This window comes from Enterococcus sp. S183_ASV_20 (assembly GCF_018919685.1).
Taxonomy (GTDB): Bacteria; Bacillota; Bacilli; order Lactobacillales; family Enterococcaceae; genus Enterococcus; species Enterococcus faecalis.
This window is the reverse complement of sequence record NZ_JAHLRI010000048.1, coordinates 1-16,314: the sequence shown is the minus strand read 5'-3', so window position 1 is coordinate 16,314 and position 16,314 is coordinate 1. Positions and strand designations below refer to the sequence as shown.

Genomic DNA, 16,314 nt, shown 5'->3' with positions numbered 1-16,314 from the left:
AGAAAATACATCAATTTTGATAAGTAGAAATGGTAAAAACATTGTATAGCATTTTACACAGGAGTCTGGACTTGACTGGTATGATTATCCATTTTTTGTTAAAAGTAATCAATAATATCTTAAAATTAATAAATTGTGCTATATGCTAGACTAATTTATTATAGAAAGGTTATTGACAAATTAGACACAGCTTGATAGTATAAAGCGAACAAAACGTAATCATTACGATTTGTTCGCTTTATCTGTAATATTTCGCTATAAATAGTTTCAAATAGTATAGTTTGAATGCTCAAGTATTTCAGCAACTTTTATAACACAGGATGTAATAAATATGGCTGTACCAGCGAGAAGAACATCGAAAACAAAAAAAAGATTGCGTCGAACACATGAAAAATTAAAATCACCTGAAATTTCGTTTGATGAGAATCTTGGTGATTATCGTAAAAGTCATCATGTATCTTTAAAAGGCTATTATGGTGGAAAAAAAGTGATGGATAAAAAATAGGAGGTAATAGTATTGAAGAAAATGAATATTATTTATCCACCACTTGTGGAACAGAGCTTTCAATTTTATCAAGATTATGAACAAGAAAGATATGATAAGTCTGAATTATACAGAATAATGGTTATGAAGAATATTATTAATGAAAATGGCACTCCAACAGAAGAGGCTCTTAAAAAAGGATTAGTTAAAGACTTTTATGAAGAATATGATTTATCTTTTGAAGAATTTTTAAAATTGTACCCGTTTTTTAATAATTATGATCCTGATTATTTCCAGAAAATAGATGGGTTTTGGGAAGTTCCCGTTTGTTTAAAAGAAGAATTAATATTATTACTGAATGATAAAGATTGTGCCTATGATGTACGGATTCAAATTCAACAATTTCTTGAAGAAAGGTGAGTAAAGACAAGATGTTCAGAAACAAATGGAAAAACAGTTCACTAATTAAAAATGTGTAAAAAGGGTCTGATGAAAAAAGGAGACATAATAGTTATTATCTTTTTAATAGCTATCTCTTTTTCTCCATATTTTATTTTTTTTCATAATAATCCATTTCTCCCTAAAAGTTTTGACGACGTTAAATATGCTGTGGTCAAGATAGATGGGAAAGAGATTGAGCGTATAAATTTAGATAATCCAAAAGAATTTATCAAAACGTTTTATCCATCAAAAGGGCAATATAATACTATAGAAGTTAAAAATGGACACGTCCGTGTAAAAAAAGATAATAGTCCAGATCAAATTGCGGTGAAAACAGGATGGATATCAGAACCAGGGCAAACTAGTATCTGTATTCCTCACAGATTCATTTTAGAAATTGTTCAACAATATTCTAAGGATTATTATATTTACTAAAATCATTTTTTGGCATACATGCTAAAAAATGATTTTTTGTAAATATTTTATTGCATTAATATCAATATAGTTTAGTTTTATTTGGAAGAATGTAATAACAAATATGAGATGGGAGTGTCCTTATTAAATAACATTCATAAATGTTATATTTTAAGTGAAAGTAATGATTTACAGTTAATTAAATGGAGGTTTTATGAATAACCTATTTATTTTTGTTTGCTTTTGTTTTATGTGGTTAATGATTTTTGGAGTAATTTTATACTATGTTGGTCTAGTTAATCACAGATATATACATCATACTTTAATTTTGGGTTTAGTAACTATTATTTCTGGTACTCTATGTTGGTTATTTGTAGGATACTCATTAAGTTTTTTTGGAAATATTCAATATAGTATCTTTTATAGCCCCTTAGCTTCTAGTGAAATTGTTTCTATACTGATACAATTACTTTTTTGCTTATATTCTGTAATTATGATAATTGGTTCAGTATTAGAAAGAGGTAATTGGAAATATATTGTGTTGTTTGTTCCTTTGTGGATTGTATTTGTTTATGCACCTGTTTGCTTTTCGTTATGGGGACATGGAAATTGGCTAGGGAAAATAGGAGTACTGGATTATTCTGGCGGACTAGTAGTCCATACTACTGCTGGAATTGGAAGTCTTGTTTTGGCAATAACATCACCAATACGTTTAAAGAATTCATTAATATTTAAATCACAAGAAATGATAGCTTTTGTAGGAATGCTATTTATTACCTTAGGATGGTTCGGATTTAATATGGCACCTTCTGGAAAAATCGGTGAAGAATCCATTCAAATTTGGTTAAATACACTTATTTCAATTTTAGGCGGTAGCATCAGCTGGCCTTTTACCCAATGGATTTTAATAAAAAAAGTATCTATCTATTCTATAATGAATGGAATAATCGGCGGATTAGTAGGTAGTACTTGCTCGGTTGGATATATATCTCCTGCAATTAGTTTATTAATTTCGGTAATTGTATGTACCCTTTGTCCAATTGTTATTCACATAATGCATCTACGCATAGCAAACTTTGATGACGCTGCAGATTCTTTTGGGATGAATGCAGTGGGTGGAATTGCAGGATCGATTTTAACTGGTGTCATGGCAGAAAAAGGGGACTTTTTTCTTCAATTATTTGGGACTTTTTTAATCAGTATTTGGAGCCTTAGTTTAAGTCTTTTGATTCATTATTTATTGAAAAAAATGGTAAATGATTGTGATTCTCAATGTATTAGATAAAAAAATTAAAATTATTCCTAGTGTTTATGAATATCAAAATAATAGTCAATAATAACACTCAGGAAGAGATTTGGAGACTTTAAATTTTAGTGGAGGTAAATAATGGAAAATAAAGAAGTTATAATTATTGGAGCAGGTGCTGCTGGCGTAGGTATGGGGGTTGCTTTAAAAGATTTTGGCATAAATAATTTTGCTATTTTAGAGAGAAAGCAGGTAGGTAATAGTTTTATTAAATGGCCTGAGGAAACAAGATTTATCACTCCTTCTTTTACAAGTAATGGATTTGGGATGCCTGATTTAAATGCAATAGCAATTGATACATCTCCTTCATATACTTTAGGTAAGGAACGTTTATCTGGAAAAGATTATGCTAAATACCTACAATTAGTTTCAGAAGAATATAAGTTACCTATTAAGACAAATTGTAAAGTTCAATCTATTAAAAAAGAAAAAACTGGTTATTTGCTTGAAACAACAAAAGGAATTATTCATGCAGAATATATAATTTTTGCGATGGGAGAGTTCTCTTTTCCGAATAAATCTAGTATTAAAGGTGCTTATAAGAATAGTTTACATTATGGCGAGATTAATTCTTGGATTGAAATTAAAGGGGATAAGCAGACAATTATCGGAGGAAATGAGAGTGCGATTGATGCAGCTATTGAATTAGCTAAATTAGGTAAACGAGTTACAATTTATACAGATACTTTGGGGTTAAATATAAGAGATGCTGACCCGAGCAAAAGGTTAGCACCACGCACAAGACAGAGATTTTTTGATTTACGTGTAAACAAAAAAAATTAGATAGTATTAAAATATACACAACTATCAAAGTTAAAAAAATTGAAAAAAAGTCTACTAGTTATATATTGATTACAGAAAATGGGAAATCATTACCTGTAGAAAATATACCAATTCTTTGTACAGGTTTTAAAAATGGCACAAAATCTATTACTGCATCATTGTTTAAGTATAAGGAAAATGGAGAGGTTCTTTTAAATGATTTTGATGAATCGACAATAGCTAAAAATATTTTCTTAACCGGTCCAAATGTACGTAAAGGCAATACCATTTTTTGTTATATATATAAATTTCGCCAACGTTTTGCCGTAATCGCTAATGAAATTGCCCGACGAAAACATATTACTATTGACGAAAAAAAATTGTCATACTATAAAAATCAATCTTTTTATTTAGATGGTTGCTCTGGGTGTGAAGTAAGATGTAGTTGTTGACAAATAAGTAATTGTTATAACTTATTTTATAAATTAAAAGATTTTTAAATAATTTAAGTAATACTAATCAATGAAATTTGAATTTTGAAATAGTTATTTATTTTCATTTTAAATACGTCTTTTAATTAACATTAACCTATGATTGACTATAATAAAAAATAGGCTCTCTTTGTATAGAAAGTCTATTAAATTTTAATAATTTATTTAGTTGACAATAAGAATATACCTTCAGCAATTTTATTTTTAGTAATAGGAATTACTTCTGAATAACCTTTAGAGTTTGTTATAATAACCATTATTGTATCATAAAGGCCTGAATTTTTGATCATTGGGTTGTCCAATGTTCCAAGAAACTCCCCCTTTTTACTTTTTGATTAGCAACAAATTTTTTAGCGAATCATTTACTACTTAATGATACTGTATCAATACCAATATTAATCAGTAACATGTCCAGTTTCAAATAGAACTTGAACAATACCACATCTACTGGAGAATAAATATTGTTTCTATTTGGCTTAATAGGAACTATTTTCTTATTGTTGATCCGTCTTGTGTTTGTATTGAAAAAGAAGAAATAATGAGAGATTTAAAATTAGCAAAAAAATTGGTAAAATGAACTAAGGTAACGATCGCACCCTCAATATAATAGTGTCATGAATTTAAACCTCAATTTTTTTGCGGTTGTTACCTTTTTATTTTAGGGTGGAAAATAAATGTTCTCTTTATTTCTTTTTGTTATTTCGCAAGTGATAAACTCCTGTTAAGATAGTGGCTATATAAAAAAGGCAGATACTTAAGAAGAGTATATTCATGATTTCCTCCTAGTTTAAATGAAAGTCATGAATGATTGTACCAAGATTTTTTAGAGAAGTTAAGATTGAATAGAAAAGTAAATACGATAAAATTTTTATAGACTGTTACGTTGAAATGTTCTTCAGAGACTATTTCTTCCAATACCGCCTACTAGATAGGTGGTTTTAATCATTATTTTCGGAGGTTGTGTTTTGACCAAAAAGTAAAGATTTAATGGATGTAGGTTCATTTGTGAGCCCATCTAGATAGAACGTTTCAGGACTTTAGTGAGGCATGAAACGATTCGATGCAAGCATTATCTGAAGGTGTCCCTTTTCGGGAACTACTCATGGTAATGCCTTTTTTTATTTGGTTCTGGTAGTCAAAAGAAGTATAAACAGAGCCCTGATCACTATGCAATAGACAATCCGTTGTTTGAGGCAATTGATCAAATGTATCCAGAACAAAATCCGTATCTTGCTTATCACCGATGGTATAGGCGATAATTTCACCATTGTATAAATCCATAATTGAAGACAAATACAATTGCTTTTTACCAAAAGGCAGATAAGTAATATCTGTTACCAATTTCTTTAAAGGAGCGTCTGAAGAAAATTACTTATTTAGCTTGTTCTCGACAACCGTGTAAGGTTGTCCCACTTTACTGCGTTTCTTCATTTTCACGCGACAATTCTAATGATATTTCCGCATAATCTTTTGTACGGTGTTTTTATTTACTTTGTATTCCTGATTAATCAACGCAGTAATCTTTCGATAGCCATATCGAAACTTATGCTGGAAGCAAAGTCGACGAACAGCTTCTTCAAGAGGCGTTAACTTTCCCAAGTCTTTTCGATGAGTCCAACGATAATAAGTAGCTCGCGAAATGCCGAAAAGTTGACACAATGCAGTAATGGGTAATTTTCCTTTCATTCTTTTAACTAATTCTACAAATACTTCTGGCTCCACGTTCTTTCCAATTCTTTGAACTTTTTTAGCACCTCAATGTGCATTTTTAAATAGTTATTTTCATTTTTAAGCTGCTGTTCATTTGATAGATTTTCTGGACCTTTTCCATAAGCATATTTTTTTCAACGGGTTGAATCAGACGATGATGATTCTCGCCATTACGATACCCCAACGCCACCATGTGTCAATTTGTGTTTTGTTTTTAATTCCTAATTCTTCCATAATCGTTTTTACAGGAATATTCTCTTTTTTCATCTGTATAGCCATTTCTTTGATGTAAATAGGATAAGATACTCAATTTCTCATTGAAAAAGCACCTCCTAGTTAAATTCATTTTAACGTGAATTCAACAAGAGGTGCTTTTTTTTGTCTCAGTTTATTGGGTCAGTTCCCTATTTGTTTGGTCACTTTTATTTTAGCAAAGGTGTTCTTATTTTTATACAAAAAATAATCCAGATGTCAATCAATCTTATTAATTGTTATCTGGATTTTTCAAGCTCTTGTTGTACTAAATTTTATTTAATTTACCGAGTTTTAATTGTTCAATATTTAAAAATTTCTGTATTGAAAGTGAGATAGCTCCACTAATTACAGGATTCCATTCGATAGGGCTGTTAATAACTAATACGTCTTTTGTAAATTGATTGTTTAAATTTCTTTGGATTATGTTTATTATATCTGGAATTTTTTTTGTTAATGGACTATTGAAAATTACTAATTCAGGTGCATATAACATGATAGCATTATTAACACCAATAGATAAATAGTAGGCATATTGTTCAATCATTTTAACAACTTTTGATTCTTTGTTATTATATAGAATAGAAACTACATCTGAATTTATTTTATTGAGATTTTTCTCTTTCGAAATTTCGTGATAAATCACTTGTGTAGAGCAATATTTTTCTAAGCAACCATGATTTCCACAAGTACATTTTCTTCCATTGGGAAACAAAATAGTATGTCCTAATTGTCCAGCATAACCTTTATTACCAACATCTAGTTTACCATTTTTCACAAGTCCGACACCAATGCCACTATGAAGACTAATGGATGCTAAGTTTTCTATATCTGATGAAAAAGTATATTCACCCAACGCTGATAAATTAGCTTCATTTTGTAAGAATACTGGGAAGTTGTATTCTTGGTTTAACATTTCAACTAGGTTTATTTCAGCAAGATCATTGTAGGAAGTACTGATAATTTTATTATTTAGAACTTGACCTTGAAGAGCTATTGTCATACCTACTATGCCATAATGGGTATGAGGACAATCTGAAGTAAGCTGATTGAATACTTTATGAATTAAATCTTGGACATTTTTTTTGTTAACATAGGTATCAATAAGTTGAACCCTATGGATTTCTTTTCCATCTAAAGAAGCTAATGCGCCATCTATATAGTTATAGCCTAGATCAATTGCAATTACTAAGGCTGAAGAACTACCGTTAAAGGTCAGCATGATAGGTTTTCTTCCTCGATTTGTAGCTTCTCCGATCCTTTTTTCAATGATGAATCCATCGTTTATTAGTTTGTTTGTAATTGAAGAAACAGATGCTTTATTTAAAGAGGTGATCTTACTTAATTCGGCTCTAGATATTTCTCTATGTTTTATAATTTGATTAAGTATTTGAGCTTCATTTTGTTCTCTAATAGTGTATTTGCTGGAAATCATTTTTCTCTCCTTAAATTAGAATAAATTAGTTGTAATTAAAGTTTAAGATTCCTATTTGCTAAAAGCAAATTAATTATCAAAAAAAATATAGCGTTTACAGTTGACATTTTACTGAGCCTGTTTTATAGTCTATTTATTAATTAGTTTAACGTGCTAACGAATAAAATTCAAGTCATTGATGCTTATTATCTTATGTTTATTTTTTTAGTTAATTAGTTTATCGTGAAAACAAATTAATCTATAACCTTTTGTTGACACAGAGAGAGCAAAAGGCGTGCATATGAAAGCGTTTGTATTGTTGCGATTACTAGTATTGTTATCATATACAAACTAATTAAGAAGAAATTGAAAGTGGGTTGGAAGATGTGATTGAAGTTACACCAAAATCTTTTTCGAGAACTTTTGATGATGAATTATTGATTGTAGAAGCTTGGGGTGAAAATGCCGTTAGAGTCAGATCGTTTGTAGATATGAACTTTGAAAATAGACTTAATTCTTTAATTGGTGAGCCTGATGCTTTAGGTACAGTCATAATAAATCAAGACAAAAATAAGACAGAATTAATAAACGGGAAAATTAGAGTTGTGTTAGACCATCGGGACCGATTGACTTTTTATAATGAAAAAAATGGAGTGCTATTAAAAGAGTTTATCAGATTGAGAGCTGTCAAACATGATGACGGAAGTGAAGATGCAGGTACAATTGAAATAACTAAAGATTTTAATTCAACGCTGAAGTTGAAGTCTAGAGAATACCACTCTAATTTACAAGGTGGTTTTCAGGTTACAACTAGATTTGAATCTGAATCAAGTGAGAAGATTTTTGGAATGGGACAATATCAACAATCTTATCTTGATTTGAAGAATACAGTTCTAGAATTAGCTCAAAGAAACTCACAAGTATCTATACCATTCTATGTATCGAGTTTAGGATATGGATTTTTATGGAATAATCCAGGTATAGGAGAGGTATCATTTGCTAAAAACATGACTCGATGGAAAATGGCTTCTACTAATTATATTGACTATGTAGTAATTGCGGGTGATACCCCAAAAGAGATACTTCGAAATTATAGTGATTTAACTGGTAAAGTTCCTAAAATGCCTGAAAATTTATTGGGATTATGGCAAAGTAAACTACGCTATCGATCTCCAAATGAAGTAATGGATGTTGTAAAAAAATACTATGCTTTGGGAATAAAACTTTCAACTATAGCTATTGACTATTTCCATTGGCCTAAACAAGGTGAATATCGATTTGATGAAGAATATTGGCCTCAACCTGAACAATTTTTAAGAACATTAAGAGATGAATATAATGTAGAGCCAATTATTTCCATATGGCCTACTGTACAAACTGATGCAATGAATTTTAATGAATATCTAGAAAATGGTTACTTAGTGAAAGTAAATCGTGGCGTTAGATTAACAATGCAAATTCAAGGAAATACAATTTTTGTTGATATGACTAATGAGAAAGCACGAGAATATGTTTGGAACCTCATTAAAAAGAATTATGTTAACAAAGGAGTTAAATATTTTTGGCTAGATGTAGCTGAGCCTGGGTATTCTGTATATGATTTCGATAATTATCGATATAAAAAAGGAACCGATTTACAAATTGGGAATTTGTATCCAATCGATTATTTATCAATGATTTCTGAAGGTTTAGGAAATAATCAATCAGTTGTTACACTTGTAAGAGGTGGATGGGCAGGGGCACAACGCTATGGAGCTTTGTTATGGTCAGGAGATATTGATTCTAGCTTTGAAGCTTTTCGTAATCAAGTAAATACTGGATTAAACGTTGGGTTGGCTGGGTTACCTTGGTGGACAACAGATATTGGAGGATTTCATGGAGGAGATCCTAAAGATCCTGAGTTTAGAGAATTACTAGTCCGCTGGTTCCAATATGCAACATTTTCGCCTATTTTACGAATGCATGGTGATCGCTTACCACACAGCAAACCATTATCTGATCATGGAGGAGGATCAATGGTTACCGGAGCTCCAAATGAAATTTGGTCTTATGGTAAAGAAGTCGAACAAATACTAACGAAATATATAAAAATACGAGAAGAATTGAAGCCTTATATTAGTAAGTTGATGAGACAGGCCCATGAGTTTGGTGATCCACTTATGAGAACATTATTTTATGAATATCCACATGATCAGAATGCATGGAATATTGAAGATACCTATTTATTTGGAGATGCGATTCTTGTTGCGCCTATTGAAAATTATAAAGAAACTAGTCGAGAAGTTTATTTACCAAAAGGTGAAAGTTGGACAAACCTATGGACAAGAGAAAGCTTTGATGGTGGAAAAACAGTGGTAGTCGAAGCAGACATTCAACAAATCCCGATTTTTATCAAAACAAGTGAAAAAGGTAAATTTTCAAAATTATTTGATGTAATTAAGGAGGAAAATTAATGGAAGCAAGTATTTTTCAATTAGTATTAATTGTGCTGTATGGATTTTTTATTAACTTTGAAAAAAACTCAACAATGTTTGGAACTTATCAACCGGTAACAGCGGGTTTTGTTACAGGATTAATCCTAGGTGATATATCAACAGGTTTATTTATCGGTGGTACTTTACAGTTACTATCTTTGGGAATAAGTAATTTTGGAGGAGCTTCAATACCTGACTATCAAACAGCAAGTATCGTAGCAACTTTTATTACAATTACTACTGGGCAAAAACCATCTGTAGGAATCTCTATTGGTATACCAGTAGCTTTATTGATGGTCCAACTAGATGTTATCAGAAATACCATAGGTATCTGGATGGTTCACAAAGCTGAAGCAGGTGTGAAAAAAGGTGATTATAGTATGATTACCAAAATGCAAATGTTTGGCGTGTTTTTAACAGCAGCAACAACAGGCATACCAGTAGCATTGGCAGTAATTTTCGGTCCATCATTAATTAATACAATTCTATCGTATACTCCAGAATGGCTAACCAATGGATTAACTGTTGCTGGAGGTTTACTACCAGCTGTCGGTATAGGGTTACTACTGCGATATTTACCTGCAAAAGAATATTTTAGTTATCTTGTTATTGGTTTTGTAATGGCTGTTTATATGAAAATACCTTTATTAGGAGTAGCGCTTGTAGGGGCAGCTATTGCATTAATAATTTATAAAAAAAATAGTCAAGATTTAGTAAAGAATACTGTGATTAATATAGCAGGGGGGATGGATGACGATGAATAATATCGAACAATTAAAATTACGCATTGATACAAAAACTAAACGAAGTGTTTTGTGGAGATGGTTTTTTACAAGCTCAGTTTCTTCTAATTATGAAAAGATGCAAGCGCTAGCATATTGTTATGCAGTATTACCATTTTTAAAAATAGCATATAAAAATAAACCAGAAGCATTACAAAAAGCGGTATTAAATCATTTACAATTTTTTAATACTAATCCTTGGGTGGCACCTTACATTTTAGGTATTAATGTAGCTATGGAAGAGAATGCTGACGAAAACACAGAAGAGGCTGTAACATCTATTAAGACAGGCCTTATGGGCCCGGTAGCTGGTTTGGGTGATAGTTTATTTGTAGTTATTCCTTGGACTATATTTGGTGCTATTGCAGCAAATATGGCCATTGATGGTAGTCCAGTTGGAATTTTGTTATGGATTGTTGTAAGTGTAGCGCTAAAATTAGTTAGTATTCCATTATTTAATGCAGGATATGCCTCAGGAACAAAATTAATTGCTACTATAGAAAAAAGTTTGAAATTATTAACTGAGTCAACTTCGATTTTAGGATTAATGGTCGTGGGGGCATTAATACCTTCAGTCGTTAAAGCTAATATTACTTTAAACTTTAAACAGGGTAATTTTTCAATGAAAGGTCAAGATATTTTGGATCAAATAATGCCTGGATTATTGCCTGCATTATTAGTTGGTTTAGTTTTCTGGGCATTAAAGAAGAACGTTAAACCTATTTACTTAATTCTTGGTGTTATGGTATTGTCAATTGTTTTAGCGGCTCTAGGTATTTTAAAATAAAATAATTTATGGGAGGCATTTTCGATGGAAATGAAGGGTATTAACAATATTAGAATTGATGATCGCTTGATCCATGGTCAAGTAGCTACAATGTGGAGTAATAAATTGGGAGTAACACGTTTAATGGTAGTGAACGACAACGTTGCTAAAAATGATTTACAAAAGCAGGTTTTAAGAATGGCAGTTCCTGCTGGAATTTCTTCGTCTATCATAACTGAAGAAACAGCTATTAGTAATATTAAAAATGGCAAATATGAAGGACAAAATGTTCTGATGATTGTCAAATCACCCGTAGATTTATTACCATTTATTGAAAATGATTTAGAGATAAAAAGAATCAATGTTGGTAATATGTCAAATCGTAATAATACTACTGTTTTAAGACCAAATATTAGTGTCACCGATGAAGAGCGATCTGCTTTTGAGAAACTATTAAGTCTAGATATTGAAATAACAACAATTATGACACCAGATGATAAAAAGACTTTTTTAAAAGATATATTGTAAAGGAGATCATTATGACCAACGAAGTAATTTTAATGAGCCATGGCCTTATGGCGAAAGAAATTTTGAATTCGGCTCAAATGATCTTAGGTGATCAAATAAATTATCCTGTTGTTTCTATGACGCCTGATGATGGTATTGAAGGTACCTTTAATAAATTAGATAAAATTATTGGTACTTTAAATGATGCAAAAAGAATTGTGATTTTAGCAGATCTGATGGGTGGGACTCCAGCAAATACTGCCATGATGCTAGCAAGTGAAGACTCAAGAATTCAGGTAATAACTGGAGTTAATTTGGGAATGGTTTTAGAATCATTCTTTGCTATAAAAGAGGAAAATCTTGTAGAACATTTATTGAAAATAGGTACCGAAAGTATTAAAATACCGAAGTTACAAATTGCTGAAGAAGAGGAAGAGTAAAATTAAAACTACCTCTGACTAATTAATTTTCAATAGTATATAAATTATAAAAATATTAATCGAATTGAAATAACAATTTTAAAGATGATAAGGAGACTTTTAACATGGTTTACTTCCCAAAAATCGAAAAAATTAAATATGAAGGAACGAACACAAAAAATATGTACGCGTTTCGACACTATAACCCAGAAGAAATAATTATGGGAAAGACTATGAAAGAACATTTACGATTTGCTGTAGCATACTGGCACACTATGACACAAGACGGTTCAGATCCTTTTGGAAAAGCAGTTAATAAGCGAAGTTGGTTGGGAGAATCTCCTATGGAGACTGCAAAAAAAAGAGTTATAGCTTTTTTTGAAATTTTAGAAAAGCTAGATGTTGAATATTTTTGTTTTCATGACATTGATATTGCTCCAGAAGGTAACTCTTTAAAAGAATTCTTTTCTAATATTGATGAAATTACAGATTTAATAAAAGAAAAGATGGATGAAACTGGTATTAAACTATTGTGGAATACTGCAAATATGTTTTCAAATCCTCGTTATGTCAACGGCGCAGCATCTACAAATAATGCAAACGTATACGCTATCGCAGCTGCTCAGGTAAAAAAAGGTTTAGATATTTCAAAAAAATTAGGTGGAGAAAATTATGTTTTTTGGGGTGGACGTGAAGGATATGAAACATTACTAAATACTGATATGAAGTTTGAACAAGATAATATTGCGCGTCTATTCAAAATGGCTATATTTTACGGTGAAAAAATTGGACACAAGCCACAATTTTTGATTGAACCAAAACCCAAAGAGCCTTCAAAACATCAATACGATTTCGATGCTGCAACTACTATGGCATTTATTTTAAAATACGGGTTAGAAAAGGATTTTAAGCTAAATCTAGAGGCTAACCATGCAACTTTAGCTGGACATACATTTGAACATGAACTTAATGTAGCTCGAAACTATGGTGCCTTGGGTTCAATTGATGCTAATCAAGGTGATGTTCTGCTTGGCTGGGATACAGATGAATTTCCTACTAATGTATATGATGTTACATTAGCTATGTATGAAATACTAGAAAATGGGGGTATTGAACCTGGGGGAATAAACTTTGATTCTAAAGTTAGACGTTCATCTTTTGAAATGGAAGATTTATTACTTGCTCACATTGCTGGAATGGATACATTTGCGAGAGGATTAAAGAGTGCGATGAAATTAAAAGAGGATCGTTTCTTTGAGGATCTAAAAGAACAGCGTTATTCATCGTTTAAAAAAGGTATTGGAGCAAAAATTATTTCTGGAAAAGAAAATTTAGAAAGTTTAACTAATTATGCCCTAAAAAATGATGAACCAATAATAGAATCAAGTCATATAGAATATGTAAAAAATATTTTAAATGATTATCTGTATTAAGAAAAATGAGCTGAAATATCTTTTGTAGGTATTTCAGCTTTTTTGAAAGGATTTAATAATTATGAGTTATGTTTTAGGTATAGATTTAGGTACAAGTTCATTAAAAGGATTATTGGTATCTGAAATAGGGGATGTCATTGCTACGTCTTCATCAGATTATCCATTGTTTTCTTCAAGACCAGGATATAGTGAACAAAATCCACACGATTGGATTAAAGCAATTGAAAATGTAATTAATGATTTATTGAGTGAATTTCCCGAAATGAAAAAAGAATTGAAAGGGATTAGTATATCTGGACAAATGCATAGTTTAGTATTATTAGACAAGGATAATGAAATAATTCGTCCTGCTATTTTATGGAATGATGTACGTACAACGAAACAATGTGAGGATATTATGAATTGTATGGGGAGAGAAGTACAGGAAATCACTAAAAATATTGCTTTAGAAGGCTTTACTTTGCCAAAAATTTTATGGGTTCAAGAAAATGAAGAAAAGAATTGGACTAAAACGAGGCATATAATGTTACCTAAGGATTATTTGGTACATTGGCTAACTGGTTGTTATTCTACGGATTATTCAGATGCAGCTGGTACGTTAATGCTAGATGTTAAAAAGCGCATTTGGTCCAAGACAATTCTTGATAAGTTTAATATTCCTAAGGAGTATTTGCCAACATTATTTGAGTCTTCAGCTAAAGTTGGTAATATGAGAAGTTCGTTGATTAATAAATTTGGACTAGAAACAAAAGTGGAAATTTTTGCAGGTGGAGCTGATAATGCTTGTGCGGCTATTGGAGCTGGGATAGTTAATTCTGAAGTAGCAATGCTGTCAATTGGTACTAGTGGCGTCTTTTTGTCAATGGAAGACGATGCTGAGAACGAATATCAAGATAATCTCCACTTATTTAATTCAGCTCTGCCTAATTCTTATTACTCCATGGGAGTAACGTTGGCAGCAGGTAATTCTTTAAAATGGTTTAGAGATACATTTGCTAAAGATGCAGAATTTTCTGATTTGTTAGCGAATATTGATGAAGTAATAGTAGGAAGTGAGGGATTGATTTTTACTCCCTATATAAGAGGAGAAAGAACTCCGTATCAAGATAGTCAAATTCGGGGGAGTTTTATTGGTATCGATAGTCGACATAGTCTAAAACATTTTACACGATCAGTTATTGAAGGAATAACTTTTTCATTAAAAGAATCTAAAGTAATCATGGAACAAAGAAAAAATTTGAAAATAAAAAAAATTATTTCTGTAGGTGGAGGAACGAAAAATCAACAATGGCTTCAGATACAGGCTGATATTTTTGGCCTTCCTATCACTACATTGGAAACGGAACAGGGTCCTAGTCTGGGAGCTGCAATATTAGCAGTTATTGGTTGTGGTATGTGTGCAAACATTGATAGTTGTATTAAAATGTTTGTGAAATATAAAAAAGTATATCAACCAATTGAAAAAAATGTGTTGTTATATAATAAATTCTTTCAAGTATATAGTAAAGTTTATTCTACTACTAAAGAGATTTGTTATCAATTACAAGAGTAAACGTTAGTCAATTTAATATAATAGTGTTAGTCAAAAAGCATAAAGTAATATTTTAAATTTTTGTCTCCATGATAAATAGAATTGCATTATTTAAGGTAAATAGATAGTACAAAAGATTATGCTTTCTAGAAAATTAAAATAGTTAAGTAAGAAAAGGCGTTTTGTTTGAATATATTTCTTATAACTATTGTACGTGGTGTGACTTATTTGATAGAAACGAATAGAATATAAAAATTATGATAGATAGTATGAATGTGTATTTGATGGATAATATATAGATAAAAAAGAGCGTAGCAGGCAATGAAATAGAAAGAAAGTACTATATTTAACTTACCGTAACTATTCTGTAACATTTAGAAAATAAGAATAGTTACGGTAAGTTAAAAAACGTTTTATAATTTTTGTTTTCGAGATAAAAGCTAATGAAAAAGAAGATAATTAAAGTTTTAGTTATTTGTGTTGAAATTAGTATTGTTTTCACAGTATTAGGGACAATTTTGAAAAAGGTTACTCAATTAATAATACGTTAGCAAATCCGTAAAATTCATTAGATGGAAACTTAAATAATCTTTTATTAAAATGAGGATAGAACTTTTATCAGTAAAAGCATTGTATAATAAAAAAAGAGTTTAACTAACAATTAGTGGTTTTGCTCTAAGAAATAAATATTAGAATTACTAATGCCGATATAAATTCTTTAAGGATGGTTAGTTTTTTTCATAGCCTTAGAATAGTTGCAAAATTTCATATAGGACAATGAAAAATAATTGAATATAAGAAAACTAATGGCTAGGAAACTCCAAAATTCTTGAACGACAATGGGGGGTATTTTTTTAAATTATCTATATCCTTTTAATGATAATATATCGCAAAAAGAAAGTGATTATTACTGTTAATCATGTTGTATTAAAAAAGCTTGCCTAATTTAGAAATAAATTTATTTCTAAATAATGTTACAGAAAATACTACTCCACCTAAACATCCGATTAAGCTTATATGATTTGTCAAATTAAGTTAGAATAAAATGCTTCTTGTACATAGCTCAAAAATATCTCAATTGGTGTTCTGTAATTCAATGATTTTCTTGGAATATGATTACGTTGATTG

Annotated in this window: 15 protein-coding genes and 2 pseudogenes; 13 read left to right on the top strand and 4 right to left on the bottom strand. The window is 30.6% G+C overall.

Annotated elements, in window-relative coordinates:
- The first annotated feature begins 331 nt into the window (after positions 1-331).
- The 6 genes from rpmF (at position 332) to KQI94_RS16590 (ending at position 3,859) form a co-directional block, all read left to right on the top strand.
- Positions 332-505, top strand: a complete 174-nt coding sequence (gene rpmF, locus KQI94_RS12520; protein ID WP_002358539.1) for a 50S ribosomal protein L32 — start codon at positions 332-334, stop codon at positions 503-505.
- A gap of 21 nt (positions 506-526) precedes the next feature.
- Complete coding sequence (locus KQI94_RS12515; protein WP_002382844.1) at positions 527-904, top strand: hypothetical protein; 378 nt, start codon at positions 527-529, stop codon at positions 902-904.
- 51 nt (positions 905-955) lie between these two features.
- Positions 956-1,360 (top strand): NusG domain II-containing protein, encoded by a 405-nt coding sequence (locus tag KQI94_RS12510; protein ID WP_002363076.1) that lies wholly within the window; start codon positions 956-958, stop codon positions 1,358-1,360.
- A 193-nt stretch (positions 1,361-1,553) separates the two neighbouring features.
- Positions 1,554-2,624, top strand: coding sequence for an ammonium transporter (locus KQI94_RS12505; protein WP_002363077.1), 1,071 nt, complete (start codon positions 1,554-1,556; stop codon positions 2,622-2,624).
- Positions 2,625-2,726: 102 nt separating this feature from the next.
- Positions 2,727-3,428: an NAD(P)/FAD-dependent oxidoreductase gene (locus KQI94_RS16595; RefSeq protein ID WP_002380057.1), complete on the top strand. Its 702-nt coding sequence runs from the start codon at positions 2,727-2,729 to the stop codon at positions 3,426-3,428.
- Between the two features lie 5 nt (positions 3,429-3,433).
- Positions 3,434-3,859 (top strand): NAD(P)-binding domain-containing protein, encoded by a 426-nt coding sequence (locus KQI94_RS16590; protein WP_080352459.1) that lies wholly within the window; start codon positions 3,434-3,436, stop codon positions 3,857-3,859.
- 1,068 nt (positions 3,860-4,927) lie between these two features.
- On the opposite strand, the pseudogene KQI94_RS12495 reads toward KQI94_RS16590, so the two are convergent.
- The 3 genes and pseudogenes from KQI94_RS12495 to KQI94_RS12485 form a co-directional block, all read right to left on the bottom strand.
- Positions 4,928-5,242 (bottom strand): annotated as a pseudogene (locus KQI94_RS12495) (DDE-type integrase/transposase/recombinase); the annotation flags it as partial.
- 102 nt (positions 5,243-5,344) lie between these two features.
- Positions 5,345-5,620 (bottom strand): transposase, encoded by a 276-nt coding sequence (locus tag KQI94_RS12490; protein WP_002367939.1) that lies wholly within the window; start codon positions 5,618-5,620, stop codon positions 5,345-5,347.
- 508 nt (positions 5,621-6,128) lie between these two features.
- A complete protein-coding gene (locus KQI94_RS12485; protein WP_002358549.1) occupies positions 6,129-7,295 on the bottom strand; it encodes an ROK family transcriptional regulator in 1,167 nt (388 codons plus the stop codon).
- A gap of 356 nt (positions 7,296-7,651) precedes the next feature.
- Between KQI94_RS12485 and KQI94_RS12480 the strand changes: the two genes are divergently transcribed.
- The 7 genes from KQI94_RS12480 to xylB all read left to right on the top strand — a co-directional run bounded on the left by KQI94_RS12480 (position 7,652) and on the right by xylB (position 15,207).
- The gene (locus KQI94_RS12480; RefSeq protein WP_002384845.1) at positions 7,652-9,727 is read left to right on the top strand and encodes a TIM-barrel domain-containing protein; all 2,076 of its coding nucleotides are present in this window, start codon (positions 7,652-7,654) and stop codon (positions 9,725-9,727) included.
- The gene (locus tag KQI94_RS12475) at positions 9,727-10,512 is read left to right on the top strand and encodes a PTS sugar transporter subunit IIC (RefSeq protein ID WP_002358551.1); all 786 of its coding nucleotides are present in this window, start codon (positions 9,727-9,729) and stop codon (positions 10,510-10,512) included. Before KQI94_RS12480 ends, KQI94_RS12475 begins: the two co-directional genes overlap by 1 nt.
- Entirely contained in the window at positions 10,505-11,317 is an 813-nt protein-coding gene (locus tag KQI94_RS12470) for a PTS system mannose/fructose/sorbose family transporter subunit IID (protein WP_002358552.1), read from the top strand. The genes KQI94_RS12475 and KQI94_RS12470 overlap by 8 nt, the downstream gene beginning before the upstream one ends.
- A 24-nt stretch (positions 11,318-11,341) precedes the next feature.
- A complete protein-coding gene (locus tag KQI94_RS12465; protein ID WP_002363085.1) occupies positions 11,342-11,824 on the top strand; it encodes a PTS sugar transporter subunit IIB in 483 nt (160 codons plus the stop codon).
- A gap of 11 nt (positions 11,825-11,835) precedes the next feature.
- Positions 11,836-12,243, top strand: a complete 408-nt coding sequence (locus KQI94_RS12460) for a PTS sugar transporter subunit IIA (RefSeq protein ID WP_002358554.1) — start codon at positions 11,836-11,838, stop codon at positions 12,241-12,243.
- Between the two features lie 104 nt (positions 12,244-12,347).
- The gene (gene xylA, locus KQI94_RS12455; RefSeq protein WP_002364888.1) at positions 12,348-13,655 is read left to right on the top strand and encodes a xylose isomerase; all 1,308 of its coding nucleotides are present in this window, start codon (positions 12,348-12,350) and stop codon (positions 13,653-13,655) included.
- 61 nt (positions 13,656-13,716) lie between these two features.
- Entirely contained in the window at positions 13,717-15,207 is a 1,491-nt protein-coding gene (xylB, locus tag KQI94_RS12450) for a xylulokinase (protein ID WP_002363087.1), read from the top strand.
- Positions 15,208-16,211: 1,004 nt separating this feature from the next.
- On the opposite strand, the pseudogene KQI94_RS12445 reads toward xylB, so the two are convergent.
- Positions 16,212-16,314 (bottom strand): annotated as a pseudogene (locus KQI94_RS12445) (IS30 family transposase); the annotation flags it as partial.